Consider the following 14,863-nt stretch of genomic DNA (forward strand, 5'->3'; position numbering starts at 1 on the left):
CAGGGGTGAATGAGGACATCATGCCGCCTTCTCGGACATCCGATGAGTCTGACGGTCACGGCATGCAAGCTTGAAAGACGGCTGCTCCGCTTTTGCGGGCGAGTTCGGCGAGGGGAATCTTTTCACCTTCACGGACTACGAAGGCGACGCAGAGATCGCGCTCTGTGCCCACCAGCCACTCATTGCGCCGGCGATGCGCGTCCGCATCGCTCTGGCTGACCGTGCCGAGGTATGTGAAGGTGTCGACGTGTGGTGGGGCTGGGAGATCAGTCGATCGGACAGACGTTGCCCATTCCTCGATCATCTGGTCGGCCGCGGTCTCATTAGCGTGCAGAAGACACAGTGGGTGTTCGGGGCCGGCCGTCTGCGTCGCGTCATGCCATACGTCCATGAGGACGTTCTCCAGACACTGCCGGTCGGAGAAGTCGGGTGAGGTAGCGACCAGCACCCACACAGGGCGAAGGCTGCTCTCGCGCAGCCGGACGATGGACGTCTCGGGCAGGACGGAGCGCAGGCGGGCCAGGACATCGGGGGCGCGCTGGGCCAGCTGGTCGCGTGCCTGAGTTGTGTCCGCTTCCGTGACGAGTTCCTGGCCCCAGTCTGCCAGGCTGCGTGGGCGGACCTGGTCGGCCAGGTCCGCGCCGACCAGGTCCGCCCACTGCTGGATCAGTACCTCGGGAGGGGAAGGCCTCAGCACGGCGATCCCCGATACCTCCGGTACAGCTGGAGGACGTTGGGCGTTGAGGCGGCTGGCGATATGCGGTGCAAGAAGGCGCAGATTGACGGACCAGGGCATGTCGGAGCACAGCACGCAGAGCTTTCCGTCGGAAGAGACACCAACCGGTTGGGCATGGCGGGCCACATCGGCTCCCGCGGCAGCGCGCCACCAGTCGTCGGCCTGGCCGAACCAGTCCGGGCGTTCCATGTCCATCGCCTTGGCCTTCCAGTTCCGGCATGGCGGCGCGCGCCGTGCAAGAGGGTTCCTTGGTCATGCCCAACGACGGCTGCCTCCACCGGGCAGCCCCGTCGTCGGGCGTCGGGTGGTTGTCTCGAGGAGAGTTCGGTGCTTCGAGGTTCGCAGTCGTTGTCCTGGCGCCACGACGGTTTACGCGGTGGTGCGCAGTGCAGCCGGGTGGGCTATGTCGGCCACTGTCTGCTCCTGTCGGGCAGCACGTTCCGCCCGGGCCCGGCGTAGTGCCAGGGCGCGGGTGGCCTCGGACTCGCATCGGCGCTGAATGCGAGCCGTCCCGGTCCAGGCCGGCTGGTCGTCCGAGGGGGCTTTCGGCTCCGGGAACGCCCGCTGGCTCAGCTCGCGCATCGCCCTGGTCTGCCGCTCAACGGCCTCCGCGATGCCTGGGTCCACCCGCCTGTCGGTGACGACGGCCAGGTGCGCTGCCAACGCCTGCTGATAGCCCGGCGAAGCGGTGTTGCGGGTCTTCACCGGCGCTTGGGGCTCGGCCGCACTCTGTGGGGCGGGCTCCGCCGCACGGGGCGTGTGCGCGGCGCCGACGGCCAGGACCCGCACGGCGCGGACGGCGTCGGTGCCGACCTCCTGGTTCGCTGCGGCAATGATCCGGGCGGTGATCAGCCGGAGCTGGGTGGCGTAGGCAGGCGAGTCCGGGCGCAGATCCAGCTGCCCGCTGGCCGGGTGGAACGCCACGGCCTGGACGTGCTCGGGCAGCCGGGAGGAGACCGCGGCCGCGATGTCCGTCCAGCGGTCCAGCACGCTGCCGCCAGCGGCCGGGATCGCCCAGGCCCGCTCCGCCATCAGGCCCTGGAGCACGGCGGCGAAGCCGCTCGGCTCGCGGTCGTCGCGCTTCACGGCGCGGCGTTCGGGGCGGCAGCGCGGGGTCCGGTCTTCGGTGTTACCGCGCTTGCGGGCGGCCTCGCGGGCGGCGTGCAGCGCGACCCGCGCGAGGTCGACGCCGGTCCGTTCCGGCCCGTCGACGGTGGCCTGCTCGGTGAGGGTGGTGGTCTCGGTCATCTGGGCCTCCTACCGGTGGGTGATGGTCATGAGCGAGCTGCGTGCGGCACTTGCGAGCTGGCGGGCGCGGCGCATCATGTCCGCGCCGTAGATGCGTTCGGCGGCCTCGGGGCCCATGGAGTCGACGGTCAGTTCGATCAGGTCGGTCTCGCCCCGCATGAGCTCGCCCTGTGCCTGGGCGCGCATCTGGTCGATCTGCGGGTCAGCCAGCCCTTGCGGTTCACGTTGGTCATCGGTGGCCAGGGCCTGGTCGTGATGGCGACCGCCGTTCGCCGCTTCCCTGACCTGGGCGAAGGCGGCCTCCACCTCACTGCGGACCGCGCGGCTGGTGGGGGCGTCCCAGTCGCCCTCGTACCGCTCGGTGCGGGCGCGGACCTGCTGAATGCGGTGCCGACGGGCCGCTTCCTGGGCACCGCGCCACTGCTCAACGGCGTCGGCCCGCTTCTGCGGGGTGTCCAGGACCGTCTCGGCACCGGCCAACAGCACGGCGAGCAGCCCCGAGCCCCGGCGGACCCTGGCCGCCTCGCCGCGCAGGTGCAGCCAGCCACGGACGTCGGTCACGGTCCATCCGGCATCGGAGACGTTCCGGGCCACCCAGGCGATCCGGGGGACCGAGCAGCCGCGCAGCCAGGCCAGTTCCTGGGTGAGCTCGCGGGCCAGCTGGAAGCGGCGCCCGACCGCGTTCAGCTTCCGGCGACCGCCGGCCTTGCCGCCTGACTTCTTCGGGGTGGGGGACTTGCTGACCCCGCTTGCGAGCTTGCTCTCAGGGGGGAGGGAAGTAGTACCCGCAGTAGAAGACGCTGAGGTACCTACCTGCATTGGGGTGCAACAAGCCTCATCCGAAACAGCCGTCACAACCCGCTGCTCAGCACCCCTCACGGAGGCCTTCGCCGGGGTCTTCGACGACGTCTTTGACCGCGGCTTGCGCACCTTCCGGGAGGCCTTTGCCGCCAGCTTCGCCATCAGATCCCGGCCGGCCTCCGCGATCCCGGACACCGCCCGCGTGTACGCCGGAGCAGCCTCATCGCGCTGCACCGTGCGGATGCCCAGCGCAGCGTCGAACTCGGGCGGGATCATCCGCGCGAACTCGCTGGCCTGCGCCGGCCCGCCGGACACCCGCGTCCCCTTGACGATCCACGCGAGCAGCCCCGTCTCCCGCAGCATCCCCAGGTGGTACTCCACCGACCGCTCCGACAGCCCGGTCCGGCGCACCAGGTACTCGATCCCCGGACGGCACGGGAAGAGCTGCGCGAGTTCCTGGGCGACGCGCAAGGTCGTCGGCCCGAACGAGCGCGGCCCGTGCGACCGGTGCCGCCGCGGCTTGTAGAGCCCGGACCCGGCGACCCAGTGGACCGCCTGCATCCACGAGTAGCCGTCGCCCGCGATCCGGCCCGCCGACGTCGACAGCCACTGCGAAGCCTCCGGCACGAACAGAACGGGCAGCACGACGACCGCGTCGGCGTCGTCGACCGACGGACGCGGAGCGGGCACCATCACGGCGGCTGACGCTGCCACGGCGCTCACCAGCCCACCCGGATGCACGAGAAGGAGATCATCTCGGCAGCCTCGCGTGGACCGCCTGTGGACAGAGGCCGGGATCCGGCGAGACCCCCGATCCCTCCCGCCCGGCGGGCAACAACTTCGGATCGCGTCCCGCCTCACGGGACGTAGCCCCGCAGCACCGCGGCGACCGGCGCCGCCAGGAGGACAGGGGTCCCCTCTCGGAAAAGGCGTCGGGGACCGGAGGCGGTGTGACACTCCACCCCGAAGAATCTTCGTGACTAATGCCCTGAACAGGGCAAACAGGGTGTGCGAATCCTGTCACGCGGGAAGCGTGAGGGGCTCGAACCGGTGTGAATCGGGCACGGTCGAGCTGACAAGGGGACGCCAGGTCGTGCACTATGGCGGGGACACCAGCTCTCATAAGCGAGCCGGACCACCCCGCGAAAGCGGGACGGCCGACGAACTGACTGGGAGACACCGAGCCCCCTCCGGGAGGAGCGGGTGAGCGTCACCACCACGGCCTGTGGTGGGGGGAGATTTCTCCTCTCGTCTGGGTCTTGCTGCGGGCCCCTGTCCAGGGCCCTCGGGCGGGGTGAAGCACCGGTCGTTGTCAGCGATCGGGGGTGTTGCTGATGGCCCTTGTCAAAGGGGCCTGACCCGCTTGTCAGGCGGGGTTTTGCGATTGGAAGAGCGGCTCGATGAGCCGAAGCTCAGGACCGGCGTCAACCGGGACAGAGCAGCCGACTGGGGTGTCAAGCCCGGTCGGAGCGAAGGGCCGCGCGAGGCCGAGTGGATTGTCAGTCCACTGTTTGGCGCGCGCGGCCGGTGGCGGCTACGTCACCCCGACCCCCTCGAAACCGAAGGCGGAGTCGGCGTACCCGAAACCGGGTGGGAGGTCAGTCCTCATCCGACACCTCCTGTACGGCGGCCGGATGTTCCTCGGCTAGTTGGCGCAGGAGCTCGGCGTACTTCAGGCGATTGTTGCGGTGGGGCTGGGTGAGTCCTGCCTCCCACCGTGCGACGGCGACACGCTGGACACCGATGGTCTTGGCGACTTCCGCCTGAGTGAGACCCCCGGCGATACGCAGCTGCTGTCGAACGCGAGGCGGGGGAAGCGTGTCGGCGTCCACGACGGCGTCGAATCGACGCATCGGATCCGGCATTCCAGCCTCCATCTCAGGCAACGTATCGTGAAAAGATACACCACGTGATCTAGGTTCGGGATGCGTTGTCACCGCGAACTGTGTTCCGCGCCTCGCCCGGTAGGGTCCGTGCCCATGTCCCGCCTCGCGTTTTTCGATCTGGACGGCACGCTGGCCGACCGGCAGTCGGCGCTCGGCGACGCGCTGACCCGACTGTGCCGCGCGCTCTCCCCAGATGCCGAGCAGTGGCTGCGTACTGAGCTGGCCGACCGCGCGACCGTCGGCGACTTTGCCCGACTGCGGGAGGCCTTCGGTCTCGAGGTGTCGGCCGCGGACTTGTGGCAGGAGTACGTCGACCTCATGGCGGCCGCCGTCACCTGCCGCTCCGAAGTCCTTGAGGGCCTGGCTCGCCTGCGTGCTGCTGGATGGACGATCGGCGTCATCACCAACGGGGCTGGCGACATCCAGCGCGCCAAGCTTGCCGGGACCGGACTCGCCGACCTGGTGCACGGAGTCGCTGCCTCGGGCGACCTCGAGATCCGCAAGCCGGACCGGCGCCTCTTCGAACTCGGGGCCACCCGGTGCGGCGTCAGCCTCGCGGACGGCGGCTGGATGGTCGGCGACAACCCGACCGGCGACGTCGGCGGCGGTCACCAGGCTGGCCTGCGCACCATCTGGTTGCGCGGTCGCCCCTGGCCCGACGGACTCCCCGCCGCGAATCACATCGTCGACGATGTCACCGACGCCATCACCATCCTGCTCGCAGAGACGGAGTAGCACCGTGGACCAGCCGACCGTCGGCATCCTCCACCCCGGCAGCATGGGCGCCGCCGTCGCCGCCTGCGCCGCGACCAACGCGGCCGCGGTCCTATGGTGCGAGGCCGGGCGCAGTGCCGCGTCCGCTGCGCGCTCCGACCAGTTCGGCCTGACGCCCGTAGCCACGATGTATGAGCTGCTGGACCGCAGCGACATCGTCATCAGCCTCTGCCCGCCGGCCGCTGCCGAGGACCTGGCGCGTGACGTCGCAGGGCACCGCTTCGCCGGGGTGTACGTGGAGGCGAACGCCATCAACCCTGAGCGCGCACAGCGGATCGCCGGGTTGCTCGAACCCGACGCGACCGTCGTAGACGGAGGCGTCGTCGGCTCCCCGCCGGTGCGCGGCAAGACGCCGACCTTGTACCTGTCCGGCCCGGTCAGCGCGATCGTGCGCATCGAGGCACTGTTCGCGGGCACCGCGGTCCGAACGGCGGTGCTGGGCACGGAGGTGGGGAAGGCGTCTGCGCTGAAGCTGTCGTACGCCGCGTTCCAGAAGACCAGCCGAGTGCTAGTGGCGCTCGCGGTCGGCATGGCACGCGAGCACGGCGTCGACCAGGAGCTCATCGAGGTCGCCTCCCGGCGCACCGACTCGTACCTTTCCGAGCCGCAGTACGTCGCCAAAACCGCAGCCCGCGCCTGGCGGTGGGGCCCGGAACTGGAGGAGGCTGCCGACACTCTCGCGGCCGCCGGCCTTCCGCCGGAGATGCTGCGCGCGGCCGCGTCCACGCTGGCACGGTGGAACGACGCCAAGGACGTCGAGCTCACGCTCACCGATGCCTTGGACCGACTCGCCCAGCCGTAGCCCGCGCTCATGCCGTCGCCGCTCCTGCCCGTTGCGTCAGCAGCTGGTCGATGAGCCGCGCTGCGTCCTGTGGCGCCGACGCCGTGGTGTCCACTGTCAGGTCCCAGACCATGTCCGGGTGCGCGTCCAGGTCCTCGCGGGTCGCGTCCCAAGCTGCCAGGCGCGCCGCGGTGTCGCTGTCGCCGCGTCCGGCCGATCGCTGCTCGGTCATCTCGCGCGGACACCACAGCAGTACCACCGACCAGGCAGCCGGATAGCTGTCGACCAGTGCGCGGATGCCGTCGATCTGCCCGAGGTGCACCACCGGCACCCCGGCCGCGAACGCTGCATCGACGCCGGGCCGGTCGATCGCGTATGTGTTGCCGTACCGCGCGTTCGCGTAGACGACGTCGCCCGCGGCCTCCAGCTCGTGCAGCCGCTCCGCCGTGCCCATCCGGTAGCCGGCGGACTTGCCCGCCCCCACCTTGAGTCGCGCGAACTGCGCGTACCTCGGGTTCAGCTCGGTGAGCGCGGCGGTAACGGTGTCCTTGCCCGACGCCGGCGGGCCGTACAGGATCACGCCCTGCTTCGGGTTCACGCGTACATCGCCCCCATCGCCTGACGAGCCTGGTCCGCGAGGCTCACGGCGGTGCCCAGCCGGTTGTCCACCACCAGGTGTGGTACCGCAGGGCGCAGGTCCAGGTCGATGGTCGCCATGTACTCGTCCCACCGCTGGAGCTTCCACGCATCCCGGGCAGCAGACCGGAAAGTGATGTACTCCCGCATCGACTCCTCATCACAGCGGACCCATACCGGGAAGACGTCCACGCCCATAGCCGCAGCCTTGTTGGTCAGGCGCTGCATCCAGGCTGCGTCGGTCAACTCCGCGATGAACGGCGCAGAGAGCACGGTGCTGATTCCGCACTTGATGTTCGCCATGGCTGACTGCATGAGGCAGTCGTACTCCACCGACCGGACACGCTCCCGGTAGAGCTCTGTGTGCCGGTCGTTCGGGTCGCCGCCCAGCGCGACCAGGAGCCGTTCCACCAACGGCCTGGTGAGTGGATCCTTGTCGAGCAGCGGCCAGCCAGTGAGTTGGACGAAGAAGCGCGCGAGCTCCGTCTTCCCAGAACCGGCGAAGCCGCCGACCAGGATCAGGACCGGACGGTGCGGGTCGCCGCCGGTGTGCCTTCGCTTCCAGGCGTCGATGATGCGCTGCTGGAGAGCGAAGTGCCCGGCGTCTTCGCTGCCGGGCGAGATGCGGTGGATGGCCCGTTCGACGGCCAGGACATGGGCGCCGTTGAGGCGGTCGTCCATCGGCGTGAGCTTGAAGGACGTCTCTTCGCCAGGTAGAGCGGCTCGGAAGCCGAGGTCCGGTTCGGTCGCGCGGTAGAGAAGGCAGTAAGCGCGACGGTAGTGCGGGCCCGGGTAGACCTCGCCCTGTTCGTGCTGCCACAGGGTCTGAGGGTTTGCGGCCGGGATCCCCTTCAGCTTGGCCTGCTCAGCGACCTCCCGCAGCCGCTCGCCAGCCTTCTCCAGAGTCAGGCCGTGAGCCTCGCGCTGCTCCCGCAGCCGGTCAGGCCGCCACCCTGCTCGCTGCTTCCCCACCCCGTGCCCCTCCGTGATCGTCATGGCCGCGAGCCTAGGGCTCGGGCTGCAAATCGCATGTATACGCGGATGTTGAAAACGTGTGAATGGCGGTGCGTACGAGCTTCGACAAGCGCCTGTGATGGTTCGCCTTGCCCGGCCCGAGTGTGATGGCCCTCACGAGATCAGCCGAGGGAAGGGACACCGTGGCACGTGAGGTGCAGTCAGTGGTCGTCGTCACCATCTCCGTCGTCATCAGCGAGTCGAGCGCTCGCGTGGCGTCGGATGGAGTAGCCGATCTCGAACTCTTCGGCGCTCATCCTGGTGTCGTTCAGCTCGACGACCTCACCGTTGGAGCTGGTCGTGACCCGCACGACGCGCAGGAGCGGAACGCCAACGTCGGCTGGGAGGTTCAGTGCCTCCGCCTCTTCAGGCGAGGGCATGCGGGCGGAGACACCTTCGCTCCAGCGGAGCGGCCTGTGGCCCATCTCCTCCAGGCGGTCGTAGATGCCTCCGGGTCCCGTGTCGGCCTCAGCGAGTCGAGTTCCTCGAGCGAGGTCGGCCGGCAGGTAACTGGTGGCCAACTGCTTCGGCTTTCTGCTCTCAGGATCGCCCATCACGCGATCACGAACGAGGACTTCGGACCCGGTGGGGAGACCCATGAGGGCAGCGAGGTCGACCGGCACGACGCCCCAACGCAGGGTGGGAGGCTCCAAGGCCACCCACGGTTGGGCCGTCGGGTCGAAGTAGTAGCCGATCTCATCACGGAAGACCTGGCGGGACCGGGTGATCCGCCGCTTCTCAGGGCGCTCCCGCACGATGGTCCCTCTGCGGCGCACCGCGACGACCAGACCCTCTTGCTCCAGGAGAGAGATGGCGCTTCGCACGGTCTGGTAGCCAGCGCCGTACTGGGCTTGGAGCTCGGTGAGCATCGGCAGCTTGTCACCCGGCATGTACCGCCCCTCGCCGATCTGCTGTCGCAGGTCAGTGGCGATGTCGCGATACGAGACGGGCATCGGAGCCACCTTTCAGAGTGCTGCGCGGATCTGATTCTAGGGCTAGCTCTATCAGTCGGCGATGCGCGAGCACAACCGATCGACACGAATAGAGCTATCGCTATTGACTCGATAGCCCGGCATGGTCTCTACTAGTCGATAGCGATAGCCCTAACTCTCTGCTGAGCAGGAGTTACGCACCAGCACCACAGCAAAACAGCAGGTGTCGCCTCTTCGGAGGCGGCGGCAGTGGGGTGAGCCGAGCTCCCCCGGCAGGCCTGTACCGAATAGCTCCACCTGATCCACCTCGAACGGCGCTGCTGCGCTGTCTGTCCGCCAGGACACACCTGCCGAAAGGCCGGCCTGGCGCGGCAGAGAAGGCAGCACCCGCACCCGATCCACGTCAGGAGGATTCGATGCCCCGCAAGCGTCCTGGCCGCGTCCGGACCAAGAACACGAACCGCCGTGAGGCGCTCAAGCTCAGCAGCATGGCCCCGGAGGACTACAACGTCCGGCCGGGTGAGGTGAAGTCGATCGCCTGCCCCGACTGCCGCACCTGGCGTCGCATCATGGGCGACAAGGTCCTCAAGATCCGCGAGCACTGCATCTCCGACAAGGTCGCGGAGGGCAAGAAGCACGTCACCTGCCCCGGCAGCGATCAGATCGTGGTCATCGACATTGACGTCCAGCGCTGGCAGGCCCGGCAGAACCGGCTGCTGCGTGACGCGATGCCGCAGGAGAACCGGCGCGCCGCCCAGCAGTTCTACAAGCCGCTCCCGGCCCCGGCCGCCCCGGTCGCCCGTATCCACGCGGGGGTCACGCTGGAGACGGCCCGGCGGACCTACCTCGCCCACCTCGAGGAATGCGTGCGCTGCGGCACCGGTCAGCACTGCACGCACGGAGGCGCCCTCGCCCACCGCTACGTCCTCGTACGCAAGGAGGAGCCCGCCCGCCGCGAGGCCCGCAAGCAGTCGGCGCCAGCCGCCCGCAAGGCGCAGTGGAGCCAGCGCGGCGGCGAGACGGTCGAGACGGCGAACAACCAGTGCCGCCCCCGTCTGGACGGCGCGGTCTCCGAATACCGCGGCCCCCAGGTCCCGACCATGCCGCTCCGCGTCAATGTCTGACCACAGCGACGAACGACCACGGCCCCGGCTGCCCCACATCGAAGGGGCGGCCGGGGCCGTGGCTGCTCGTACAGCAGTCGACTCCCCAACTGGGGAGTGAACGCGACAGCCCCGAGGATTAGGGCCCCGGGGCTGTCCAGGACCTGACTCGGAGGACCTGATGCAGCAAAGCATGACACGCACCATCCCCGCCCCGGCGAACGGCCCGGACCGCGAGCGCACCGTCGCTCTCCACCGGCTGGTCCGCCGCCTGGTGGCCGACGGCGACGCGCGGGCCGCGAAGGCCGGCCGCCGCGCCCGCCGCACCCTCTCCGAGATGGAGACGGTCCGGTGAACGCAGTCCTCAGCCTGACCGACGCGGAGCGCGAGGAGCTCTCGCGCAAGAACCAGGAACAGAACAAGCGGTCGGAGAACAACCGCCGCTGACCGATCCTCCGGCATTGCCCGTCGTCCCCGCCCCTTCCCGGGCGGGGCCGGCGGAGAGCGCCGGGAGCTCACCCCTCGCTCCGGCCATCCGGCCGCCACAGCGCAACAGCCCCGGGGAGGCCACCCCGGGGCTGTTTCTTGCACTGGACCTTCAGGGAGGCCCTGATGAATCGCCCCACCATCGTACGCACCAGCTACGCGCCCGACGCGGACCTGCCGGTCAACACCGACTGGCGGGCCCGCTCGGCGTGCGCGGTCGAAGACCCCGAGCTGTTCTTCCCGATCGGCAACACCGGCCCGGCGCTGCTCCAGATCGAGGAGGCGAAGGCCGTGTGCCGTCGCTGCCCGGTCATGGAGCGCTGCCTGCAGTGGGCGTTGGAGAGCGGCCAGGAGCACGGCGTCTGGGGCGGCATCGACGAGGACGACCGGCGCCGGATGAAGCGCCGCGCCGCCCGCAAGCGCGCCGACGCCTGACCGCTGGACGGGACCGGCGGGCAAGTTCTGGCCCGCCCCGCAGCACTGCCATCGACCGGCCGCCCACACGACGGGCGGCCGGTCTTTCGCACGTCTCCAGCCCGGGAAAGCCTCGGGCTCCCTTCCTCCCCGGGAGAGCTCATGGACCGCACCACCACGACCGTCACCGGCACCCGGCTGCCGGACTCGCTGTGCACGCACACCCCGAAGTGCCCGTCGGCCGACAGCCCGGACCGCGAGGCCGCCGCCGTCGTGGCCGGCCACCCGGAGCAGGGCTGGAGCCTGCTGTGCAACGCCGTCGTGCTCTTCGAGGACACCGGCGAGCTGCTCCCCGACGGACGCACCGTCGCCCCGCACCGGCCCTTCGCGGCCGCGGCCTGACTGACGGCTGCCTGATCCGCCCGCACCGACCGCCCACCACCGTGGCGGCCGGGTCGGGCGGTGACGGGGAGCCGGACAGTCCGGACCGCGTGATCCGTGAGGAGCTACGGATGCCCTTCTCCACCCCGGCCACCACCGCGGCGGCCACCATGTTCAAGGTCGACGACTTCGTGCTGTACCGCGACCCCGAGATGTTCTGGGCGGGCAAGCCGGGCCACACCGTCGTCTGCCGCGTCACCTACGCCGAGCGGTACACCAGCGGCACGATCCGCTACACGCTCACGCCGGTGACGGGCGGACTGATCCGTAACGCGCAGGGCGACTACATGCGGCTGCTGCCGCCGCTCGACGCGATGCGGGACATCGACACCGCCCCGCTGAACACCGCCGACGCCGCCAACGGCATGACGGCGGCCGCGATGGCCTGGCTCGCCCAGCAGGCCGCCACCGCCAACCGGCGCCCGGAGCTGCCGCCCCACTGACCCCGCCCCCTCAAGCCCTGCCGGGCCGCCGTCCCTCCCGCGAGACGGCGGCCCGGCAGGCACACATCGGAAAGGCCCCCGCCTGTGAGCACCCGACGCCAGCCCGCCCGCAAGGCTCCCGCCAAGAAGACGACGACCAGGGTCAAGACCACCCCGGCCACCAAGACGACCACGACGGCCGGCCCGAGCGAGGCCGCCAACACGACGGTGGCCACCGAGCCCGCCCCCACCCCCGCGCCGGTGCCGGAGGTCGACACCGAGGCGATCGTGACCGCCGCCCGCGCTGAGGCCGACCAGATGCTGGCTGCCGCGCGCACCGAGGCGGAGGACCTGATCGAGCAGGCCCGCCGCAAGAGCGCCGACGCCGAAGGCGCCGCGCAGAAGGCGCAGGCGGAGGCGGACAGCATCCTCGCCGTCGCCAAGGACCAGGCCGAGCGGATGCGCAAGCTCACCGAGGAGCAGATCGCGTCGGCGGAGGAGACCGTGCAGCGCGCCCGCACGATCGCCGACGGCGACCTGGCGGCGGCCGAGCAGACCCTCGCCCGCCGCCGCCAGGCCGCGGAGAAGCTCCAGGCCGAGGCCGAAGCCGAGGCCGCCCGGATCGTGGAGGCCGCCCGCGCCCGCGCGGCGGAGCTGCGCACTGAGGCCGAGCAGGACAAGGACCGCGTCCAGGCCGAGGCCGACGCCACCGCCGCGCACGCCGCGCACCTGGTGGAGGAAGCCAAGCAGCGGGCCGCCGACCTGGTGGCCGCTGCCGAGGACGACGCCCGCGCCCGCCGCGAGGCCGCGACCGAGATGCGCCAGCAGGCGGAGAAGGACTCCGAGCAGCTGCGCACCCAGGCCCGCGAGGACCTTGCCACGGCCGAGGAGGACGCGGCGAGGATCCTGGATCACGCCCGCGGCCAGGCCGCCGAAGTCCTGCGCGAGGCGGAGCAGGACGCGGACCACACGCGCGGCGAGGCGCAGCAGGTCCTCGAGGCCGCGCAGGCCCGAGCGGAAGAGGACGTCCTGAAGGTCCGCTCGATCGCGGAGGCCAAGGCGGCCGGCGCCATCTCCAGCGCGGAGACCGCCGCGTCCGAGCGGATCACCGCGGCGGAGAAGGAGGCGGGCCGCCTGGTCGCCGACGCCAAGCGGGAAGCCGAGCAGGTCCGCAACCGCGCCCGTACCGAGCAGCAGTCGGCGTGGAAGGAGCTGGAGGCGACCCGCGAGGAGGTCGCCAAGGCCCAGGCGCTCATCGCGAAGCAGGAGAAGAGGAAGAACTTCGTCAACACCTGGGGGCCGCGCGTGGCCCTGGGCGCGACGATCGTCCTCACCGCCTCCGGCGAGTTCGCCCTGGCCAAGCTGAGCGGCTGGCCCGCAGAGGTCGCCTGGGCGCTGCCGCTGGCGATCGACGTCTACGTCGTGCAGGCGTTCCGCCGGCACCGCGACGTCGCGGGCGCGCTGATCCTCATGGTCGCCGCGAACGCGATCTACCACCTCGCGGACGCCGGACTGGTCGGCGTCGACAAGAAGGGCGACCCGCTGTGGTGGCTCATCGTCGGCGTCGCCGCCATCGCCCCGTGGGTGATGTGGCGCATCCACCAGATCACCAAGGAGCCCGGTGAGACGGACTCCGGTGAGACCGGCACCACGGGCGGCGCCGGGCCGGATGAGACCACGCGCACCGCGCCCGCCGGTGAGACCGAGCACACCCGGGCCGCCGATCTCACCGGCTTCGGTGAGACGGTTCCCCACCCGCGCACCGCCCCGGCACTCGTTGCTGAGACGGGTGAGGGTGAGACCCGCCGGGAGCTTGAGACCGGTTCGGCTGAGATGAGCGGTCCGGTGAGCAGGACTGAGACGGCGTCTCACGCGAGTGAGACGCGCAGGTCAGGCGGTGAGACGGATTCCTCCGGCAACGGCGTGACTCCGGTTCCGCTGCGCTCCGGTGAGACCGGCCGCCCCGCTCTCGCCCGGGACGCTGAGATCGAGGGGCAGATCACCTCGCTGCTCAGTCTCATGTACCGGCGCCAGGGCGCGGAGACCGTCTCAGTGGACGAAGCCAAGGACGTCCTGGGTGTCTCACGCGCCACCGCCGGCCGCCGCCTTGAGATCGCACGGGCCCGCTTCCGCGACGTCTCGTGAGACCGCAGGGCGGCAACCGACCACCGACGGGCCTCGAGCCTTGACGCACCGCGCCACTCAGCGGACCGCCGGAAAGGCCGGCGCACCGCACCGTCCGGCACACACCAGTGAGGGCCAGCCCGCGGGAATCGGGCTGGCCCTCGCTGCGACTGCCGGAAGCAGTCGACAGCACCACCAGTACACCAGGAGGGAAACCCCGCCGTGAACAGCAACGACCCGAACCACTCCCCTCTGCGCGATGTCGCGCAGAACCCGGAGGCAACCGCCCGGTACCTGGCCGATGTTCAGCGGGTCCTGCTGGACATCGGCAAGAACCTGGAGACCCTCGCCCGGGAGATCCGCGTCCACTGCCGCGACACCCACGTCGAGGGAGACCGGTTTTACGACGCCTGGCTGCGTGCCCAGCCCGTGGAAAGGGCGTTCAAGGATGTCCTGAAGAACGTCGAGGCCGTCACCAAGGGCCTCGAAAAAGGCGCCTACAAGCGCCGCGCCCACGATGAGGCGGTCGCAAATACCGCCCGAAAGCGAAAGGAAAAGGCGCTGGAAAGGGAGCGTAAGAAGAACCCGCCGACCCTCCAGGCCGCACCGAATCCGCCGCAGCAAGGTGCACAGAGTCAGAATCTCGGCTACGGTGGTCCCACGTCGATTTACGACATGGGTCGGGAGTCGGCGTGAACCGCCCCCTCAGCAGCGCCGAACGCTCCGTTCAGCGGCGTCAGAACTGGCTGAAGGAAGAGGCGACGAAAGCCCGCGAATCTCGCGGCGAGGCAGGGCAGATGGAATTCTGGCTCCGCCTGGCACGATCCCGAATGGCCAAGGACGTTAAAGCCGGGAGCGGCGACGTCTACTCCGGATTCGCGCTGATCTGCCGCCTGTTCATCACGGCGATGGATCAGCGCGTGGAGGGTGACGGACGGATCTGGAACGACCTGCTGCAGTACGCGGAGCAGGTCGTGGCGAAGCACCCCCCGCGTCACTGACCGTCACCAGCGAAGGCCGCGCCGGGCTCCGGCGCGGCCTCGCGCGCGTAAAGCGTGCACACGT

At 70.2% G+C, this 14,863-nt stretch carries 17 protein-coding genes; 10 read left to right on the forward strand and 7 right to left on the reverse strand.

The features are described 5' to 3' along the window. Positions 1–55: 55 nt before the first annotated feature. The 4 genes from IG88_RS0125210 to IG88_RS0125225 form a co-directional block, all read right to left on the reverse strand. Complete coding sequence (locus tag IG88_RS0125210) at positions 56–925, reverse strand: DciA family protein (RefSeq protein WP_158854039.1); 870 nt, start codon at positions 923–925, stop codon at positions 56–58. A gap of 180 nt (positions 926–1,105) precedes the next feature. Then, complete coding sequence (locus IG88_RS0125215) at positions 1,106–1,984, reverse strand: DciA family protein (RefSeq protein WP_031045523.1); 879 nt, start codon at positions 1,982–1,984, stop codon at positions 1,106–1,108. A gap of 9 nt (positions 1,985–1,993) precedes the next feature. Next, positions 1,994–3,478, reverse strand: coding sequence for a hypothetical protein (locus IG88_RS0125220; RefSeq protein WP_051852044.1), 1,485 nt, complete (start codon positions 3,476–3,478; stop codon positions 1,994–1,996). Positions 3,479–4,383: 905 nt separating this feature from the next. Continuing rightward, positions 4,384–4,650 (reverse strand): helix-turn-helix transcriptional regulator, encoded by a 267-nt coding sequence (locus tag IG88_RS0125225; RefSeq protein ID WP_031045528.1) that lies wholly within the window; start codon positions 4,648–4,650, stop codon positions 4,384–4,386. A 114-nt stretch (positions 4,651–4,764) separates the two neighbouring features. Between IG88_RS0125225 and IG88_RS0125230 the strand changes: the two genes are divergently transcribed. Continuing rightward, positions 4,765–5,406 carry an HAD family hydrolase gene (locus IG88_RS0125230; protein WP_031045530.1) on the forward strand — a complete coding sequence of 214 codons (642 nt, stop codon included), beginning with the start codon at positions 4,765–4,767 and terminating at the stop codon, positions 5,404–5,406. A gap of 4 nt (positions 5,407–5,410) precedes the next feature. Beyond that, entirely contained in the window at positions 5,411–6,247 is an 837-nt protein-coding gene (locus tag IG88_RS0125235; protein WP_031045532.1) for a DUF1932 domain-containing protein, read from the forward strand. 7 nt (positions 6,248–6,254) lie between these two features. Here IG88_RS0125235 and IG88_RS0125240 read toward each other — a convergent pair whose 3' ends face one another. The 3 genes from IG88_RS0125240 to IG88_RS0125250 all read right to left on the reverse strand — a co-directional run bounded on the left by IG88_RS0125240 (position 6,255) and on the right by IG88_RS0125250 (position 8,829). After that, on the reverse strand, positions 6,255–6,824 hold the full coding sequence (locus IG88_RS0125240) for a phosphotransferase-like protein (protein WP_031045535.1): 570 nt from the start codon (positions 6,822–6,824) through the stop codon (positions 6,255–6,257). Next, positions 6,821–7,858 (reverse strand): AAA family ATPase, encoded by a 1,038-nt coding sequence (locus IG88_RS0125245; protein WP_031045537.1) that lies wholly within the window; start codon positions 7,856–7,858, stop codon positions 6,821–6,823. Before IG88_RS0125245 ends, IG88_RS0125240 begins: the two co-directional genes overlap by 4 nt. A gap of 179 nt (positions 7,859–8,037) precedes the next feature. Next, entirely contained in the window at positions 8,038–8,829 is a 792-nt protein-coding gene (locus tag IG88_RS0125250) for a GntR family transcriptional regulator (RefSeq protein WP_037836624.1), read from the reverse strand. Positions 8,830–9,224: 395 nt separating this feature from the next. Between IG88_RS0125250 and IG88_RS0125255 the strand changes: the two genes are divergently transcribed. From IG88_RS0125255 to IG88_RS0125295, 8 genes are all read left to right on the forward strand, one after another. Further along, positions 9,225–9,932: a hypothetical protein gene (locus IG88_RS0125255; protein WP_031045540.1), complete on the forward strand. Its 708-nt coding sequence runs from the start codon at positions 9,225–9,227 to the stop codon at positions 9,930–9,932. A 172-nt stretch (positions 9,933–10,104) separates the two neighbouring features. Next, a complete protein-coding gene (locus tag IG88_RS43460; RefSeq protein WP_158854041.1) occupies positions 10,105–10,266 on the forward strand; it encodes a hypothetical protein in 162 nt (53 codons plus the stop codon). A gap of 257 nt (positions 10,267–10,523) precedes the next feature. Next, positions 10,524–10,832, forward strand: coding sequence for a WhiB family transcriptional regulator (locus IG88_RS0125270; RefSeq protein WP_031045543.1), 309 nt, complete (start codon positions 10,524–10,526; stop codon positions 10,830–10,832). Positions 10,833–11,021: 189 nt separating this feature from the next. Next, positions 11,022–11,213 (forward strand): DUF5999 family protein, encoded by a 192-nt coding sequence (locus IG88_RS39015; RefSeq protein WP_037836644.1) that lies wholly within the window; start codon positions 11,022–11,024, stop codon positions 11,211–11,213. 110 nt (positions 11,214–11,323) lie between these two features. Continuing rightward, positions 11,324–11,695: a hypothetical protein gene (locus IG88_RS0125280; protein WP_031045549.1), complete on the forward strand. Its 372-nt coding sequence runs from the start codon at positions 11,324–11,326 to the stop codon at positions 11,693–11,695. Between the two features lie 84 nt (positions 11,696–11,779). After that, a complete protein-coding gene (locus IG88_RS0125285) occupies positions 11,780–13,819 on the forward strand; it encodes a hypothetical protein (protein ID WP_031045553.1) in 2,040 nt (679 codons plus the stop codon). A 201-nt stretch (positions 13,820–14,020) separates the two neighbouring features. Continuing rightward, positions 14,021–14,494 carry a hypothetical protein gene (locus tag IG88_RS0125290; RefSeq protein ID WP_031045558.1) on the forward strand — a complete coding sequence of 158 codons (474 nt, stop codon included), beginning with the start codon at positions 14,021–14,023 and terminating at the stop codon, positions 14,492–14,494. After that, on the forward strand, positions 14,491–14,799 hold the full coding sequence (locus IG88_RS0125295) for a hypothetical protein (protein ID WP_031045562.1): 309 nt from the start codon (positions 14,491–14,493) through the stop codon (positions 14,797–14,799). The genes IG88_RS0125290 and IG88_RS0125295 overlap by 4 nt, the downstream gene beginning before the upstream one ends. Positions 14,800–14,863: the final 64 nt, after the last annotated feature.

The sequence above is a fragment of the Streptomyces sp. NRRL F-5650 genome (genome assembly GCF_000721365.1).
GTDB lineage: Bacteria > Actinomycetota > Actinomycetes > Streptomycetales > Streptomycetaceae > Streptomyces > Streptomyces ardesiacus.

Coding starts and splice junctions, on each gene's coding strand:
- IG88_RS0125245 (WP_031045537.1), bottom strand. CDS start 7,858: ATGACGATCACGGAGGGGCACGGGGTGGGGAAGCAGCGAGCAGGGTGG.
- IG88_RS0125270 (WP_031045543.1), top strand. CDS start 10,524: ATGAATCGCCCCACCATCGTACGCACCAGCTACGCGCCCGACGCGGAC.
- IG88_RS0125210 (WP_158854039.1), bottom strand. CDS start 925: ATGGAACGCCCGGACTGGTTCGGCCAGGCCGACGACTGGTGGCGCGCT.
- IG88_RS0125250 (WP_037836624.1), bottom strand. CDS start 8,829: ATGCCCGTCTCGTATCGCGACATCGCCACTGACCTGCGACAGCAGATC.
- IG88_RS43460 (WP_158854041.1), top strand. CDS start 10,105: ATGACACGCACCATCCCCGCCCCGGCGAACGGCCCGGACCGCGAGCGC.
- IG88_RS0125215 (WP_031045523.1), bottom strand. CDS start 1,984: ATGACCGAGACCACCACCCTCACCGAGCAGGCCACCGTCGACGGGCCG.
- IG88_RS0125230 (WP_031045530.1), top strand. CDS start 4,765: ATGTCCCGCCTCGCGTTTTTCGATCTGGACGGCACGCTGGCCGACCGG.
- IG88_RS0125280 (WP_031045549.1), top strand. CDS start 11,324: ATGCCCTTCTCCACCCCGGCCACCACCGCGGCGGCCACCATGTTCAAG.
- IG88_RS0125255 (WP_031045540.1), top strand. CDS start 9,225: ATGCCCCGCAAGCGTCCTGGCCGCGTCCGGACCAAGAACACGAACCGC.
- IG88_RS0125220 (WP_051852044.1), bottom strand. CDS start 3,478: ATGGTGCCCGCTCCGCGTCCGTCGGTCGACGACGCCGACGCGGTCGTC.
- IG88_RS0125225 (WP_031045528.1), bottom strand. CDS start 4,650: ATGCCGGATCCGATGCGTCGATTCGACGCCGTCGTGGACGCCGACACG.